The sequence below is a fragment of the Lacticaseibacillus sp. 30 genome (genome assembly GCF_053819265.1).
In genome coordinates this window covers 1-15,480 of the sequence record NZ_JBSOQX010000034.1, presented here as the reverse complement: position 1 = coordinate 15,480, position 15,480 = coordinate 1, and the positions used below count along the sequence as shown (strand labels likewise).

Genomic DNA, 15,480 nt, shown 5'->3' with positions numbered 1-15,480 from the left:
TTTTTTATGGAGAGTTGTCCGAGAGGCTGAAGGAGCATGGTTGGAAACCATGTATACGGGTTTTACCTGTATCAAGGGTTCGAATCCCTTACTCTCCGTTGTCTTGCATTCGGATGTAGCTACATAAGAAGCCTCAAAACGCTGTTAATTCGGTGTTTTGAGGCTTTTTTGAACATCAAATAAAATTTGACTGTGCCTGATATGATTAGTAGCATGAGTGGGGATTTAAAGGATGGTTAAGACATCTGACCATCACAAAATCGTTAACCGACTTTAGTGACTATTTTTTACGAAAGGCTTGTAATTTTTAATAGCTTCCGCTAGTATAAATAGAGCAATAGACACCACACATGGAGGATTAGCTCAGTTGGGAGAGCGTCTGCCTTACAAGCAGAGGGTCACAGGTTCGAGCCCTGTATCCTCCATAATGAAAACACCTACCACTGCGGCAGGTGTTTTTCTTTTACCTTTTTGAAGTTGGACGGGGCGTCCAACGCATGAGATTTGACTTAGTTTAAATAGCTATTAGAGGGGGCTGATTCTGACAATAAAAACGCCACTACTGATTGTGGCGACGGTTGATTAGCCGTGCATGCGCGCTAGATAGAGTAACAGCGTTGCAATGACTGGGCTAAATTGGTAAAGGTAGCTGGGCACTTTAAATGGTCGACGACTGTTGATGAGCGTGACAAGGATGACGATACCGCCGATAGCTATTAAGTTGAGTCGTTGTAACCAGTAACCGATAACGACGGTGATTGCCAACAAGACCATATCTGTCCACTTGGGAAAATGGTTGGCCCATAACCCGATTAGTGCTGGCACATATAGTAATGCCAAGTCGAGCAACATATCCTGACTGAGAAAATGCAAACCCGCGTAAATAAGTAAGATTTGGAATAAAATTGCTTGGCCAAAAGCAATGGTACCAGCCCATTGCTTGGTAACTTTTTGTGTGCGCAACAAAAATGTCAACAGGAACTGAACAGCAACTAATGGTAACAAGATCCATTGATTGATGGCACCAATGATACCGGTAATAGCGGCAATGATTAGAACTAATGGGTAACGTTTAACGACCATTGCAGCCGCTAAGCAAACGCCCATGAGTAAAAGCGCGATGATTTGAAAATGCCATGTGATTTGTAAACTTAGCGCGATCAGAAACGGATAGGCGAGTATTTGTCCGATAAAGGCCGCTGCACCAGCACCTTGATTGATATTTTTCAAATTGATTATCCTTTCTATGATGCTTCCATTTTACAAAACCCTGAGACGGTAAACAAAGATTTTCGGAAATTTTACATCTTTTATGTTATGCTACTAGAGTTGCAAAACATTCCCGATGGGGTTCGTCAAAGCTATGACGAACATGCCTTGTAACCTAAAATAATAAGGGGGAAACAAAACATGCAGGAACGCCATTTATTTACGTCGGAGTCTGTTTCGGAGGGGCATCCGGATAAAATTGCTGATCAGATCAGTGATGCTATCTTGGATGCCATGCTTGAACAGGATCCCGATTCACGAGTTGCTTGCGAAACGACGGTGACAACCGGTTTGGTGCTGGTTGTCGGTGAGATATCAACAAAGGCTTACGTTGATATTCAATCAGTGGTTCGCGGGACGATTAAAAAGATCGGCTATACCAAGGAATCAGGTTTTGATCCTGATAGTGTCGGGGTGCTGGTCGCTTTGGATGAGCAGAGTCCAGATATCGCTCAAGGGGTTGACGAAAGTCTTGAAGCCCGTGAGTCTGATACTGATCCGCTTGACAAGATCGGTGCTGGCGATCAAGGCATGATGTTCGGTTTTGCCATTGACGAAACCGAAAACTATATGCCGTTACCGATTTCATTGGCCCACGCGTTAATGCGCAAAACTGATTCATTACGGCACAAGGGTGAAATTAGTTATCTGCGTCCAGATGCTAAGGCGCAGGTCACGGTGGAATATGATGATGATGACAATCCAATTCGGGTTGATTCCGTTGTTGTCTCCGTGCAACATGATCCGGATGTCACGCTTGAAGAAATTCGCCGCGATGTCGAGGCCAAGATTATTCGCACTGTGATTCCTGAAGCTTTAATGGATGATGACACGAAAATTTATGTCAATCCGACTGGCCGCTTTGTACTGGGCGGTCCGCAAGCCGATTCTGGTTTGACCGGACGCAAAATTATCGTTGACACATATGGCGGTTTTGCCCGACATGGTGGTGGTGCCTTTTCTGGTAAGGACGCGACGAAGGTTGATCGTTCGGCCAGTTATGCAGCGCGTTATATTGCCAAAAATGTGGTAGCAGCGGGTTTGGCGAAACGGGTTGAAGTACAATTGGCATACGCAATCGGTGTTGCCAAACCGGTTTCCGTGTCGGTGAATACATTTGGCACAAGCGCAGTATCAGAAAATGTGATTGAACAGGCAATCCGTGAGAACTTTGACTTGCGGCCTGCTGGCATTATTAAAATGTTAGACTTGAAGCGGCCGATTTATGAACAGACGGCAGCATATGGTCATTTTGGACGTACAGATGTTGATCTTCCTTGGGAGCACTTGGATAAGGTGCAGGCTTTGCTCAAGTACCGAGATTAGCGAGAAAAGAGGCGGCCTTAGTCGAGAATTATTCTCGGCTGGGTCGTTTTTTCGTGCTTATGAGGGGCTTCTCAAGACTAACAACATCGCCTGGCAACTCAGAAGGGATATTTATGAAGCAAAGGAAAACCAATGTCGCACTCGTAACGGCGGCAATTTTTATTGGCACATTTATGACGGCGATTGAAGGCACGATTGTGTCAACGGCTATGCCAACCATTATCGGCAGTTTACATGGGGTTCATTTAATGAACTGGGTCTTTTCCATTTTTCTGTTGACTAATGCGATGGCGACGCCGATTTACGGCAAACTGAGTGACAAAATTGGTCGCAAACCAGTTTTTCTCATTGGACTAACCATATTTGTCATTGGTTCGTTGCTATCCGGTTTGTCACAATCCATGGAAATGCTAATTATTTTCCGCGCAATTCAAGGAATTGGTGCTGGGGCTATTATGCCAGTGACATTTACGATTATCGCCGATATTTATCCATTCGAAAAACGAGCAAAAATGCTCGGTTTTAATGGCTCGATGTGGGGAATCGCTTCGGTAATTGCACCGTTATTGGGCGGTTTTATCGTTGATCAGTTAAGTTGGCACTGGATTTTCTTTATTAACGTACCGTTGGGTATTTTCACGTTTGGCCTTGTGTGGTTCTTTTTGCAGGAAGATCGGCGCAGTGTCCGGCAGCCGCTTGACATGCGCGGGACGGTTTGGCTGCTGGTGGCCTTGTTGGCGATGATGTATGGCTTTCAGACATTAGCTGAACCCAACGGCATCTGGCAGTTAGTTGCCATGGCAATTGTGGCTACGCTGGGCTTCTGGCGTTTTTGGCAGGCAGAACGGCGTGCAGTCGATCCGATCATTGACTTGAAACTATTTGAAAATCGTACTTTTGTGATTCATAATTTGATCGCCGCTTTGATTTCGGGGTTCGTGATTGGATTTGAAGTCTACATGCCTATGTGGATTCAAGGAATTCGCGGCATGGATGCTTCCCTTGGCGGCTTTGCCGTGACTCCTAGTTCTTTGATGTGGGTCGTTGGCTCTTTTGTTGCTGGCAAGTTATTGGGCCGGTTCCAACCTAAGCCGATTCTGACAGGGGCCATGATTTGGCTGCTTGGCGGTAGTCTTGTGCTGGCATTAGTGCCGCAATCGACACCGTATTTTGTCTTTCTGCTAGTTGCCGGCGCCTTAGGATTCGGCTTTGGTTTGGTGATTACGATTACTACGGTAACAGCCCAGGCCGTTGTGGCGCCTGATCAGGTTGGCGTGGCAACGAGTTTCAATACCTTGTCTCGAACGTTGGGGCAAACACTGATGGTCTCGGTTTATGGGATTGTTTTGAATCTGCGTCTGACTCAAGGTATCGCGGCAGATAGCCGGCTCAATAGCAATATGCTCAACGAACTGATTAATCCGCATACGGCCAAAAATTTACCCGCAGCAGTGTTGCCAACTCTTCGGCAAATTTTGTATGAAGGTCTGCACAACATTTACTTTTTCTCGATTATCATTGTGGCGTTGGCGATTCTAGCCAATCATTTTGAAGCAAAAAGGGTGCTGACAAAAGAAACAATCCAGGAGTCGAATGAAGAAAGCTGAACCAACTGAAATATCATACAAAAAACCGGATTCTATTTAAGAATCCGGTTTTTTGTACGCTGATATCGCTCTCGTTTGCCGATAAATAACTGAAATTAAAATGGACTGACCACTCGATCGGTATGATCTTCGGCGGCTGCTTTTTTGACAGGTTGTTTGTACAATTTCGCTGCTTTATCGGTGACTTGCGCAATGACATCGTAGTCTGGGTCATTTTCTAACGGGCCAAAATTGAACACTGTCTGCGTTGCTTCGCGCTTGATATCTTGCAATCTAGTGCTGATAAGGACATGTAGCATATCTGCTTTTTGATGTGATCGTTCGATTTCTTCACTGGCTTTGGCTAAGGTATACCCTTCATCAAGCATTGTCTTGATCATGACGATTAAGGTGATGTTTGCCAAGGAGTATCGTTTATTGCCATTAGCGTCATGCCTGCGAGAATGAATGAGCTGCTTCTTTTCCCAGTATCGAATTTGCGTTGGGGTGGCTCCGGTGACGCGGCTGGTTTCGCCTATGCCGAGTGAAATATCGAGTGAACGTAAACGTGCATTAAACGGTCCCATGACATAGCATCCTCTCTTGAAAATGCGCTCACTGGCGCAAAAACCTATGCATAAGGACTGTGGTCGTCATGACCAATATCCGGCCATCACGGCCAAGCCCACTTATGATCTGGTTTCTCAACGCGCCTGTTCACGCTATTACCTTGACATTTATTAAGTTTAAATGTAATATTTTCTATTGTCAATATCACATTGTGTGATATAGAAAACATGAAATCTTATAAAGAAACTAGGCGAAGTTATGGACGTTAAAGATATCAACGGGAAACACGTCAATGTACCAATGATGGTCACGACCTTGATCGTTGGGACGTTTATTACGATTTTGAATCAGACCATTCTATCTACCGCGTTTCCAACGCTGATGAAGGCCTTCAACATTTCAACTGCGACAGTGCAGTGGTTGTCGACAGGCTTCATGCTGGTAAACGGGATTATGATTCCAGTATCCGCATATCTGAGTGCGAAGGTGCCATCAAAATGGTTATACATGAGTGCGATGAGTACTTTTTTTGTCGGCACATTGGTTGCCTTCATTGCAAATAGTTTTGGCGTTTTGCTAATTGGTCGATTGATTCAGGCGCTTGGCGTTGGGATCACGATGCCGTTGTTGCAGAACATCATGATGTCGATTTTTCCCCCGAACCGGCGCGGCGCTGCTATGGGGATGGCTGGAATTGCGATTGGGGTGGCACCTGCCATCGGGCCAACGCTTTCCGGTTATGTCATCGACAATTTCGGCTGGCGTTTCTTATTCGGTATGATTCTGCCAATTGCCGGTCTCGTTATTTTGGCAACATTGTTTTTCTTCAAAAATGTCTTACCGTTGTCTGATCCTAAGTTAGATATTCCTTCCTTGATTGAATCATCAATTGGGTTTGGCTCCTTGCTGTATGGCTTTTCTGAAGTGGGCAATGATGGTTGGGGCGATCCGATCGTTTTAGGCACGATCGCACTCGGCATTGTGTTTATCTTCATCTTTGGTTACCGTCAATTGCACTTAAAAGAACCATTTGTTGAATTGCGAGTGTTTAAGAGCAAAATCTTTGCCTTATCCACAGTCTTAGGTACCATCGCCAACATGGCGATGGTCGGGGTGGAAATGATTTTGCCAATGTATTTGCAAATCATTCACGGCAAGAGTGCTTTGGAGTCAGGTTTGACATTGTTGCCTGGGGCGATTTTGATTGCTTTAATGAGCCCGGTCACTGGTCAAGTGTTTGATCGCATCGGGGCCAAGCGGCTTGCACAGTTAGGCTTGTTCTTGCTGACGATTGCAACACTGCCATACTTTTTCCTGACAGAAAGCACACCGTCCATTTTTATCACAGTGATTTATGCTGTGCGGATGTTTGGGATTTCAATGGTCATGATGCCTTTGACGACGAATGGGATGAACGCCTTATCACCTGATATGATTCGACATGGGACAGCGGTTAACAACACTGTCCGTCAGGTGGCAACTTCCATGACAACTGCTGTCATGATTTCAGTTCTGTCAAACGTCACCAATCTGGCCAAACCGGCGGCCAGTTTGTTGAAAACCAATCCGCTGCAGTATAAGCAAGACTTTTTTGGGGCAACACTTAGTGGCTACCACGCAGCCTTTCTGCTGGCAGCAGGGTTCAGTTTAATTGGCTGGATCTTGGCTTTCTTCTTGAATACCCACGCGATGTCGCAAGAAGTGACGATCAAAAATGAAAAGAAGGTGAAGGCATGATTCTATGGTTTTTGGGCCTGACAGTGATCGGCCTTTATCTCAGCTTTATTATGATGAAACGCTCCAGTTTGCGTAGCACGTTAATTGCGGTCTTCGGGATTGGTGTGGTGGGTAGTCTATTGCTGATTACGTTGAATGATAATGCGCATTTTGGCATGGTCAAACGAACAACAACTGATGAGCAGACCATCTACACCGCCTCACCGAATGCACAACTGCCAATGTTGCTAAAACAAAACATTGGCACGGATGGCAAGCATGTTGTCTACATTTATAAAACCGATCCGAAGAAAAAAGCGGTTCATACCAAGGCTGATATTGTTGTAACTAATCGGGTGACAACGACAGCGAATGCCACCGCTTCGTTGACGAGCAAAACAACTCGGTGGCAATATCAAAACGGTTTTTATGGTGCGTTGTTCAATCATGAAGGGGCTGGTCAATTGGTTGCTCAGCACAATCAATTGGTCATCCCAACAAGCTGGTCAGTGCTGACAACGGCTCAGGCCAAGCAGCTTGGTAAAAAGTTGGCCGCCTTGCAGCAACCAACTGCAGAGCAAAAAGCGTCACTGGCAGCCGCAGTCAAGGCTAAAGCTGCTGCGCTGGTCAAGGCTGATCCAAAACTAGCGGCAGATCCGACAGCTTTAGCGAAGCAGGCTAAGGCTGCAGTTGAACAAGCAATGATTCAGCAGGCTGTTCGTGAAGTGCAAGCACAAAAATAGTCTGATGCCGCCCATAACGTGGTACTAGGGCAAACATTTTTCGTAACATTATCTTGACGAATGGCTTTTGTCAGCCTTCTAAATTAAAAAAAGCAGACCGCTATTTTTTAACGGTCTGCTTTTTTGATTGTTTGGCAACTTGGTTTGTCAGATAAGGACTAAAATACCACCAACTCACCATCAGCAAGGCAAAGCCAAGTGAAAATCCAGCAAAGACGTCTGTGGGATAGTGAACGCGCACGAAGATCCGAGAATAACCGGTTAAAAGAATCATGCTACTGGCAAGGCAGGTGATGAGCCATTTGGCGGATTGACGTTTGAGCAGTGCCCAAGCCAAAAGGATCATGGTACCGTAAAAGATCATCGTGCCACTAGAATGCCCGCTAGGAAAACTAAAACCGCCAGCATGTACCAATGCCCGAATCTGAGGATCTGCAATAAAAGGTCGTGGTCGCCGAACCCAATATTTGATTCCGACGTTAACGAGGCTCATCAAGGCCCCCATGCTGGCTGCAAAAAGTGCGGCGTAACGATAACGCTTGAGCAGTAACACCACGGCGAACGCCATGGTTAAAAAAACTAAGGATACTGGATTGCCGAGACTGGTGATTAAGATGAGTAAGGGTTTAAAAGTGACAGGATGGAACTGGATGACAGCGGCAATTACCTGTTGATCAATGGTATGAATCCATCCAGCGTTATTTAGAATACCCGTCAATAACGTGATGAAAATAAATAAAGCAATTGCTGCAAGATACAATGGTTCGGGTCGGCGTTTTAGCACTTGTTGCCTCCTCTACAAAACGTTCGCAGTCGCAGAAACCTCCACATAAGGACCTCAGACAGAAATGGCCAAAGTCCAGTCATTTCTGTCTGAGTCCACTTATGTTCCGGTTTCTAAACGTGCCCGCTCACGCTCTGAAATCGACTAATGTTATAAGAATAGCACAAACACCATTGAACCTTGGCAATGTTTTTGCTATGATTGACGCAATCATCAAACGAACAAAGGAGTAGTAAGTTAGCGCGGGTGACAGAGAGCAGGCGGTGGTGCGAGTCTGACGAAGCAAAGACCGAACTGACCTTTGAAGTTGCTGGGGTGAAATTAGTAGCCACAGCCGGCCGGACCGTTATCTCCTTTGAGCGCTGTGAAAGCAGAACTTAGGTGGTACCGCGGCTGAGCCGTCCTAATGTAGATAGGGCGGCTTTTTGTTTGAAATTAAGTGGGAGGTAACAAAATGGCATACGATCATCATGAGATCGATAAGAAGTGGCAGCGTTATTGGGCCGAGCATAACGAATTTAATACCACAACCGATCCTAAGAAGCCGAATTATTATGCGTTGGACATGTTTCCTTATCCGTCAGGCCAAGGCCTGCATGTTGGGCATCCGGAAGGGTATACGGCAACTGATATTGTTGCACGCATGAAACGGATGCAAGGGTTCAATGTTCTTCATCCTATGGGCTGGGATGCATTCGGCTTGCCAGCTGAGCAATATGCCTTGAACACGGGTCACAATCCGAAGACCTTTACCAAACAAAATATTGAGACCTTTAAGCGTCAAATCAACAGCCTTGGCTTTTCATATGACTGGAATCGTGAAATCAACACAACGGATCCGAATTACTACAAGTGGACCCAGTGGATTTTTGAACAACTTTATAAACATGGTCTGGCATATGAAGCTGAGGTACCGGTTAACTGGAGTCCGGATCTAGGGACGGTTGTTGCAAACGAAGAAGTGATTGATGGCAAAACGGAGCGTGGCGGGTTCCCAGTTGTTCGGAAGCCGATGCGTCAGTGGATGCTGAAAATCACAGCCTATGCTGAAAAGCTGTTGACGGATCTGGACGATCTTGACTGGCCGGAATCAATTAAGCAGATGCAACGCAACTGGATTGGCAAATCAACTGGGGCACAGATCACCTTCCGGGTAACTGACAGTCATGAGCCGTTTGATGTCTTTACCACTCGTCCAGATACGCTGTTTGGTGCAACGTATGTCGTGATGGCACCAGAACATGAATTAGTTCAGAAAATTACCACCCCGGCACAACAGGCCGTCGTTGATGCGTACATTGACGAAGCCGCCCATAAGTCAGATCTTGATCGTACCGCTTTAGATAAGGAAAAGACTGGTGTTTGGACCGGGGCCTACGCGACTAATCCGGTTAACGGCGAAAAACTACCGATTTGGATTTCAGACTACGTTTTAGCCTCTTATGGGACTGGCGCAATCATGTCCGTGCCTGCGCATGATGATCGTGACTACGCTTTTGCCAAAAAGTTTGGTATTGAAATCAAGCCTGTTATTGAAGGCGGCAATGTCGATGAAGCAGCTTATACTGGCGATGGCGTGCACATCAACTCCGGGTTCCTTGATGGTTTGAATGAACACGACGCGATTGATCGAATGATCAAATGGCTTGAAGATAAAGGTATCGGCAGTGCCAAGATCAATTACAAACTGCGTGATTGGGTCTTTTCACGCCAGCGTTATTGGGGTGAACCGATTCCTGTCATTCACTGGGAAGATGGCGAAACCACGTTGGTGCCAGAAGACGAACTGCCTCTCACATTACCTGAAGAGGCTGATATCAAGCCAAGCGGTACTGGCGAGAGTCCACTGGCAAATCTGACTGACTGGGTTAATGTGGTCGACAAGAACGGGCGGAAAGGTAAGCGTGAGACCAATACAATGCCGCAATGGGCAGGGTCTTCATGGTACTTCCTGCGGTTTGTTGATCCTCACAACAAGGAAGCTCTTGCGGATTACGACAAACTTAAGGCATGGATGCCAGTTGATCTGTACATTGGAGGGGCTGAACATGCTGTGCTGCACCTGCTGTATGCCCGTTTCTGGAATCTGTTCCTTTATGACATCGGGGCGATCCCGAACAAAGAACCGTTCCAACGGCTATTTAACCAAGGGATGATTCTGGGCGATAATCATGAAAAGATGAGTAAGTCCAAGGGCAATGTGGTTAATCCAGATGATGTGGTTGATGAGTATGGTGCCGATACCTTGCGGCTGTACGAAATGTTTATGGGGCCGCTGGATGCTGGTATTGCTTGGTCAACAAAAGGGTTAGCTGGTGCCCGCAAGTTCTTGGATCGCGTCTGGAGTGCTTTCATTGATGATGAAGGCAAACTGCGTGATCGGATTACAACGATCAATGACGGTCGACTTGATAAGGTTTACAATGAGACGGTCAAGAAGGTTACCGAGGACTACGACGCTTTGCATTTCAACACGGCAATTTCACAGATGATGGTCTTCATCAACTCAGCGCGTAAAGATGATGACCTGCCACTAGAATATGTTGAAGGATTCGTGAAAATGCTTGCGCCGATTGCCCCGCATCTAATGGAAGAGATTTGGTCACGGCTAGGTCACGATCATAGTCTGACTTATGCGCCATGGCCAAGTTATGATGAAAGCAAAATCAAAACCGACACTTACGATATGATGATCCAAGTCAATGGCAAGCTGCGCGGTTCGATTACGGCGGATGTCAACGAATCAGATGATGAGATCAAACAAGCGGCTTTGGCAAATGATAATGTTCAGAAATTTACGGCGGGCAAAGACATTAAGAAAATTATTGTCGTACCGCGAAAAATCGTGAATATTGTCGCAAAATAACCGCACTGGCTTCACCAATTAACTGAAAGAAAAAATGGTCAACGAATGGTTCCTGAAGGAAGCGGGCGTTGACCATTTTTTTAGCGATTCAGCTGCATGAAAAGTTTTGTATTTTTGGCCTTTCGATTGTGAGATCACTTGCTACGTGGCGGCTGGTAATTGTCAAAGTTTTCTTTTGATTCCCGAAAGAAGCCCGGGAAAGATTGCAAGTCGCGCTGGGATTGCCTAAAATATAAAGGATTATGCAACACGACAGGAGTTTATCATGGAGAATTCGCTGGGCAGCGGTAATCAACCGCAACGTTCAGATAAGGAAAAAATGATCCGCGGCTCGGCGTGGATGACTGCCGGCAGTGTTTTTTCGCGGATTTTAGGGGCCATTTATGTCATTCCATGGCGTATTTGGCTTGGAGCAGCGTTTCTAACTGCCAACGCTTTGTTTACAAAAGGTTATCAAATTTACAGTCTTTTTCTGATTATTTCGACTGCTGGTGTTCCTGGTGCTGTTTCCAAACAGGTTGCCCGGTACAATGCTATGGGCGAATATAAAACCGGGATGCGTCTTTTTTACCACGGCACTTTTGCCATGGTGCTGATGGGGATTGTCTCGTGTGGTGCCATGTGGCTGCTGTCGCCGCTTTTAGCAGCGGGTGACGCGCGCATGATACCGGTTTTTCGGTCACTGGCATGGCCGTTGCTGCTAATTCCGTCGCTTAGTTTGATTCGCGGGTTTTTCCAAGGTTATAACGAGATGGCGCCGAGTGCCATCAGTCAGTTTATTGAACAAGTGGCGCGAATTCTTTATATGTTAGTGATGACTTACGCGATTATGGTGGCGGGTAACCACAGCTATCTGAGTGCGGTGATTCACTCCACCTTCGCCGCGTTCATCGGGGCCGTTTTCGGACTTGGACTGTTAGTTGTTTATTTCCTCCGGCAAAAACCACGGTTGGATGCGTTGGTTGCCCAAAGTGCTAATTCCTTGCAGATCAGTGTCAATGAGATTCTTTTAGATGTGGCACGGCAGGCGATTCCATTTATTATCATGGATTCAACGATTAATATTTACTATATTGTTGACCAGTACACATTTAATCCAATGATGAAGGCTTTTTATCTCGTTAGCGAAGATCAGCTTGACCGTTTTTATGCGCTGTTTGCCGGAAACGCTAATAAACTGATTATGATCGTTGTTAGTCTGGCAGTTGCTATGGCCATTACCGTAGTACCATTATTGGCAGGTGCGAAAACGCGCGGTGATGTTGAGGGATTGGCCCGGCAAATCACGAATACACTGCAGTTGTTTTTTATCGTCATGATACCTTCGGCGTTGGGGATGGTGGCAGTCGCGCGCCCACTGTATGTTTTGTTCTATCGGGATATGGACTGGTTGGGCATTCGCTTGTTGCAGATTTCATCACTTTTAGCGATTATGCTGGGCTTGTTTACGGTTTTGGCAGCAATTCTTCAGGGATTGTTCAATAACCGTCTTGCTATTCAAGAGATGCTGATTGGCTTGGCAGTTAAAGTGATTGTACAGTGGCCAATGATTTTCTTCTTCAATGTTTACGGTCCGGTTTTGTCCACAATGTTAGGCATGACGGTCTCGAGTCTCCTAATGCTCTATTCAACGAATCGGATGTACAATATTCATGTACGCCAAACCATTCGCCGCGGCGTCGGTATTCTGGCCTTTTCCCTGATCATGTGCGCCGTTTGTTACCTGATTGTGAATGCATCAACCTTGGTGATCAATCCGCGGAGTCAGTTCGGGGCAGCGTTCGTCTTGCTGATTGCAGTTGGGGTGGGCGTTTTGATTTACGTTTATTTGATTTTGAAAACGCGTTTGGCTGATTTAATCATTGGTGAGCGAATTAGTCGACTTCGCGATATTTTACACATTCGGTGAGCTTATGCGATTAGATAAATATTTGAGTCATTTACAATTTGGTAGTCGAAAAGAAGTTAAGGCACTTATTCGCGACAAGCGGGTACGTGTGGCCGGTGATTTAATCACTGATCCTGGTTACAATGTGTTGCCGGGTATCGCGGTCGAGGTGAACGATGCCCAAGCGGATGGGCCGCTTGAGGTCGATTATTTGATGAACAAACCGGCCGGGGTGATTACCGCAACAGAAGATCCTACGCAATCAACGGTGCTGGATCTGATCCGACCACATGATTACCGACCGGGTTTATATCCCGTAGGTCGTCTGGATAAAGACACTACTGGTCTGTTGTTACTTACGACCGATGGCAATTTAGGCCATGCACTGCTTTCGCCTAATCGTCATATTGCCAAAACCTATGCTGCAACTTTGGCTAAGACATTAACTGCTGACATGAAGCAGCAACTCGAAACCGGCATTGATTTAAAGGACTTCACAACCGCCCCGGCACAAGTCGTTGTCTTGCCCGATACCGATGGCAAACGCATCCAGATTACACTCACGGAAGGTAAGTTTCATCAAGTCAAGCGCATGTTGTTGGCAGTTGATAATGAGGTGACGGCCTTGACGCGAATTGCTATGGGACCATTGTCATTGCCAGCCGATTTAGCTGCTGGGGAGTATCGGGCTTTAACCGATGACGAACGGACTGATTTGGATAATATCACTCGTTGAGCAACCGAGCACTTTGCTGTGGTGATTGTTTGGCTTTGTCTAAGCGAGAGATTTTGTTTGTTACAGGAGTTTAAGAGAGCGGCCTTGATTAGGCGAACCAAGATGGCTACTTTGACAAACATGATTAGAAAGGGTGCGGGTCATGGATCAACAACAGTACGTCTGCCCCAAATGCCAAAACACGGCTTATGTTGCCGACCAATTTCAAGCAACTGGTGGTAATTTTTCAAAAATCTTCGATGTTCAAAATAAAAAATTCGTGACTATTTCTTGTGCCAGATGCGGGTACACAGAACTTTATCGCAGTGAAACCAGTTCTGGCATGAACATTCTCGACTTCCTTTTGAATGGCGGCTGAGAAGGCGTAAGTTCAGGTTAAGAATGATTTCAAAAAAGCAGGTGACCCTTCAGCCGTCGTTGTGGCGGAAAGGGATCACCTGTTTTTGTTTGCTGCTTGTTCACAAATTGGTTCGTCATTCTGAAAGCTGCTTTAAGTAGGTGGGCAGTTCGCGAATGACCATAGTCGGTAAGGCAACATAACTATTCATAGCTACAATATCAGCTACACGGGAATGGACAAAAACGGCTGCGAGAGCGGCTTTGTCCAATGGCTGGAACTGGCCCGCAAAGGCAGCAATAATGCCTGTCAGCGTGTCACCAGAGCCGCCTGTGGCCATTGCCGGCCCACCGGCTGTGTTTTCATAGACATCTTCATCAACGAAAACATGTGTCTGGGAACTTTTCGCGACGATGATACCCGGTATTTTTGCGGCCGCTTTTTGGCTGGCTTCAATGGTTTGGGCAGCCAGGGGTAAGCCAGATAACCGCTGCCATTCAATCTGGTGAGGGGTCCAAACTAGTTGGGCTTGCGGGTAATCTAGGTGATGAGAGGCAACGAGAGTGATCGCTGATCCATCAATGATCATGACCTGCTTGGCATTGACGGCAGCAAAAACTGTTTTCAAAATGGTAAGGGCTGTACCATCAGTGCCCAGCCCAGGGCCAACGACAATGACCGTTGCTTGCCGCACAGCCGTCTCAAGTTCCGGCGCGGTAGCATCGAGGATCATTGCCTCAGGTAATCGGGCGTGCAACGCATGACGGTTAACCGGGTCAGTCGCAACACTGACCAACCCGGCGCCAGCGTAAACAGCAGCACTGGCACTCATGATCGCAGCACCGCCAAAGTGGGCATTACCGCCAACAATCAGAATTTTGCCGAAACTGCCTTTATACGTATCACGGGCCCGTGGCCGAACCACACTTTGTGCAAATTGCTCTGTCAATTGTTTCATGACGGATTTGCCGCCTCCTTTAAAACTTCCCAATTAGAAAAAGTTTTGGTCGTCAATTCAGGCTGGCCGGTCGTTAAGAATGCTTTCGCAAACATGACAAGCGGCGATGCATTGGCCCATGTCAAAGTATCAAGTGGCAAGGCGCAGGCACCGAGCGAATCCTGGCCCATAAATTGGGCAACGCTTGTTTCTAGTTTACCGCCGTTAATGGATAGCGCATAGAAAACGCAGATGTGCTGGTTGATGGTCCAGTGTTGGTACTTCCAAGGATAGATAAAACTGGTTGCCCCTAGTTGTTGATCAATCGTGGCTGTCAATCCGGTTTCTTCGGTGAATTCCCGCAAGACGTCATGTTCAAGCGGTTCAGGGCCATCAAGGCTACCCCCGGGAAGGTCGAAGCGATGACGATAAGGACCCCCATTTTTCTTAATCACGACAAGCTTGTCGTCAATCGTTGCAATCCCGTAACAACCAAATGCGCGATGAGTTTTATGTGTCATCAGGCCACCTCCATTGATCAAGGGTAGCACGCTGCTGCAGGGGGAACAAATTGTAAAAATAGTTCGTGATTTTGCTTGCGTGCCTTACCTGCTTCCGTTATAATCATTTATGTTGTTGCCGCGATGGCGGAACTGGCAGACGCGCAGTGTTCAGGTCGCTGTGGGATTTATCCCGTGCAGGTTCGATTCCTGTTCGCGGCA

At 46.5% G+C, this 15,480-nt stretch carries 13 protein-coding genes, 3 tRNA genes and 1 riboswitch; of the genes, 11 read left to right on the top strand and 5 right to left on the bottom strand.

What is annotated here, in order from left to right:
• Positions 1 to 8: 8 nt before the first annotated feature.
• Positions 9 to 98, top strand: a tRNA-Ser gene (locus ACWPAB_RS14315).
• A gap of 254 nt (positions 99 to 352) precedes the next feature.
• Positions 353 to 425: transfer RNA gene (locus ACWPAB_RS14310), tRNA-Val, on the top strand.
• Positions 426 to 582: 157 nt separating this feature from the next.
• On the opposite strand, the gene ACWPAB_RS14305 is transcribed toward ACWPAB_RS14310, so the two are convergent.
• Positions 583 to 1,230 (bottom strand): hypothetical protein, encoded by a 648-nt coding sequence (locus ACWPAB_RS14305; RefSeq protein WP_016368194.1) that lies wholly within the window; start codon positions 1,228 to 1,230, stop codon positions 583 to 585.
• A gap of 94 nt (positions 1,231 to 1,324) precedes the next feature.
• A riboswitch (SMK box riboswitch) is annotated at positions 1,325 to 1,413 on the top strand.
• Between ACWPAB_RS14305 and metK the strand changes: the two genes are divergently transcribed.
• Together metK and ACWPAB_RS14295 are read left to right on the top strand one after the other, a co-directional pair.
• Positions 1,411 to 2,595, top strand: a complete 1,185-nt coding sequence (metK, locus tag ACWPAB_RS14300) for a methionine adenosyltransferase (protein WP_003569418.1) — start codon at positions 1,411 to 1,413, stop codon at positions 2,593 to 2,595. Its footprint overlaps the riboswitch before it by 3 nt.
• A 113-nt stretch (positions 2,596 to 2,708) precedes the next feature.
• Positions 2,709 to 4,202, top strand: coding sequence for an MDR family MFS transporter (locus ACWPAB_RS14295; protein WP_003564114.1), 1,494 nt, complete (start codon positions 2,709 to 2,711; stop codon positions 4,200 to 4,202).
• A gap of 95 nt (positions 4,203 to 4,297) precedes the next feature.
• Here the strand turns inward: ACWPAB_RS14295 and ACWPAB_RS14290 are convergent, their stop codons facing one another.
• Positions 4,298 to 4,768 carry a MerR family transcriptional regulator gene (locus tag ACWPAB_RS14290; RefSeq protein ID WP_003569429.1) on the bottom strand — a complete coding sequence of 157 codons (471 nt, stop codon included), beginning with the start codon at positions 4,766 to 4,768 and terminating at the stop codon, positions 4,298 to 4,300.
• Positions 4,769 to 5,009: 241 nt separating this feature from the next.
• On the opposite strand from ACWPAB_RS14290, the gene ACWPAB_RS14285 reads away from it, so the two are divergent.
• Positions 5,010 to 6,488 (top strand): MDR family MFS transporter, encoded by a 1,479-nt coding sequence (locus ACWPAB_RS14285; RefSeq protein ID WP_003569431.1) that lies wholly within the window; start codon positions 5,010 to 5,012, stop codon positions 6,486 to 6,488.
• Entirely contained in the window at positions 6,485 to 7,210 is a 726-nt protein-coding gene (locus tag ACWPAB_RS14280) for a DUF4811 domain-containing protein (protein ID WP_003569433.1), read from the top strand. Before ACWPAB_RS14285 ends, ACWPAB_RS14280 begins: the two co-directional genes overlap by 4 nt.
• A gap of 100 nt (positions 7,211 to 7,310) precedes the next feature.
• Here ACWPAB_RS14280 and ACWPAB_RS14275 read toward each other — a convergent pair whose 3' ends face one another.
• Positions 7,311 to 7,994, bottom strand: a complete 684-nt coding sequence (locus ACWPAB_RS14275; RefSeq protein WP_003587476.1) for a phosphatase PAP2 family protein — start codon at positions 7,992 to 7,994, stop codon at positions 7,311 to 7,313.
• Positions 7,995 to 8,448: 454 nt separating this feature from the next.
• Between ACWPAB_RS14275 and leuS the strand changes: the two genes are divergently transcribed.
• The 4 genes from leuS to ACWPAB_RS14255 all read left to right on the top strand — a co-directional run bounded on the left by leuS (position 8,449) and on the right by ACWPAB_RS14255 (position 13,842).
• A complete protein-coding gene (leuS, locus tag ACWPAB_RS14270) occupies positions 8,449 to 10,860 on the top strand; it encodes a leucine--tRNA ligase (RefSeq protein WP_003578174.1) in 2,412 nt (803 codons plus the stop codon).
• Positions 10,861 to 11,125: 265 nt separating this feature from the next.
• Complete coding sequence (locus tag ACWPAB_RS14265) at positions 11,126 to 12,769, top strand: putative polysaccharide biosynthesis protein (protein ID WP_003564130.1); 1,644 nt, start codon at positions 11,126 to 11,128, stop codon at positions 12,767 to 12,769.
• A 4-nt stretch (positions 12,770 to 12,773) separates the two neighbouring features.
• Positions 12,774 to 13,484, top strand: a complete 711-nt coding sequence (locus tag ACWPAB_RS14260) for a pseudouridine synthase (RefSeq protein WP_003587481.1) — start codon at positions 12,774 to 12,776, stop codon at positions 13,482 to 13,484.
• A gap of 142 nt (positions 13,485 to 13,626) precedes the next feature.
• The gene (locus tag ACWPAB_RS14255) at positions 13,627 to 13,842 is read left to right on the top strand and encodes a zinc ribbon domain-containing protein (protein ID WP_003569458.1); all 216 of its coding nucleotides are present in this window, start codon (positions 13,627 to 13,629) and stop codon (positions 13,840 to 13,842) included.
• 115 nt (positions 13,843 to 13,957) lie between these two features.
• Here the strand turns inward: ACWPAB_RS14255 and ACWPAB_RS14250 are convergent, their stop codons facing one another.
• Together ACWPAB_RS14250 and ACWPAB_RS14245 are read right to left on the bottom strand one after the other, a co-directional pair.
• Entirely contained in the window at positions 13,958 to 14,779 is an 822-nt protein-coding gene (locus tag ACWPAB_RS14250; protein ID WP_003569460.1) for an NAD(P)H-hydrate dehydratase, read from the bottom strand.
• Positions 14,776 to 15,279: an NUDIX hydrolase gene (locus ACWPAB_RS14245; RefSeq protein WP_003564134.1), complete on the bottom strand. Its 504-nt coding sequence runs from the start codon at positions 15,277 to 15,279 to the stop codon at positions 14,776 to 14,778. Before ACWPAB_RS14245 ends, ACWPAB_RS14250 begins: the two co-directional genes overlap by 4 nt.
• Positions 15,280 to 15,396: 117 nt before the next feature.
• Here ACWPAB_RS14245 and ACWPAB_RS14240 point away from each other — a divergent pair.
• Positions 15,397 to 15,480 (top strand) — tRNA-Leu (locus ACWPAB_RS14240).

Coding starts and splice junctions, on each gene's coding strand:
- metK (WP_003569418.1), top strand. CDS start 1,411: ATGCAGGAACGCCATTTATTTACGTCGGAGTCTGTTTCGGAGGGGCAT.
- ACWPAB_RS14295 (WP_003564114.1), top strand. CDS start 2,709: ATGAAGCAAAGGAAAACCAATGTCGCACTCGTAACGGCGGCAATTTTT.
- ACWPAB_RS14290 (WP_003569429.1), bottom strand. CDS start 4,768: ATGGGACCGTTTAATGCACGTTTACGTTCACTCGATATTTCACTCGGC.
- ACWPAB_RS14285 (WP_003569431.1), top strand. CDS start 5,010: ATGGACGTTAAAGATATCAACGGGAAACACGTCAATGTACCAATGATG.
- ACWPAB_RS14280 (WP_003569433.1), top strand. CDS start 6,485: ATGATTCTATGGTTTTTGGGCCTGACAGTGATCGGCCTTTATCTCAGC.
- leuS (WP_003578174.1), top strand. CDS start 8,449: ATGGCATACGATCATCATGAGATCGATAAGAAGTGGCAGCGTTATTGG.
- ACWPAB_RS14265 (WP_003564130.1), top strand. CDS start 11,126: ATGGAGAATTCGCTGGGCAGCGGTAATCAACCGCAACGTTCAGATAAG.
- ACWPAB_RS14260 (WP_003587481.1), top strand. CDS start 12,774: ATGCGATTAGATAAATATTTGAGTCATTTACAATTTGGTAGTCGAAAA.
- ACWPAB_RS14255 (WP_003569458.1), top strand. CDS start 13,627: ATGGATCAACAACAGTACGTCTGCCCCAAATGCCAAAACACGGCTTAT.
- ACWPAB_RS14250 (WP_003569460.1), bottom strand. CDS start 14,779: ATGAAACAATTGACAGAGCAATTTGCACAAAGTGTGGTTCGGCCACGG.
- ACWPAB_RS14245 (WP_003564134.1), bottom strand. CDS start 15,279: ATGACACATAAAACTCATCGCGCATTTGGTTGTTACGGGATTGCAACG.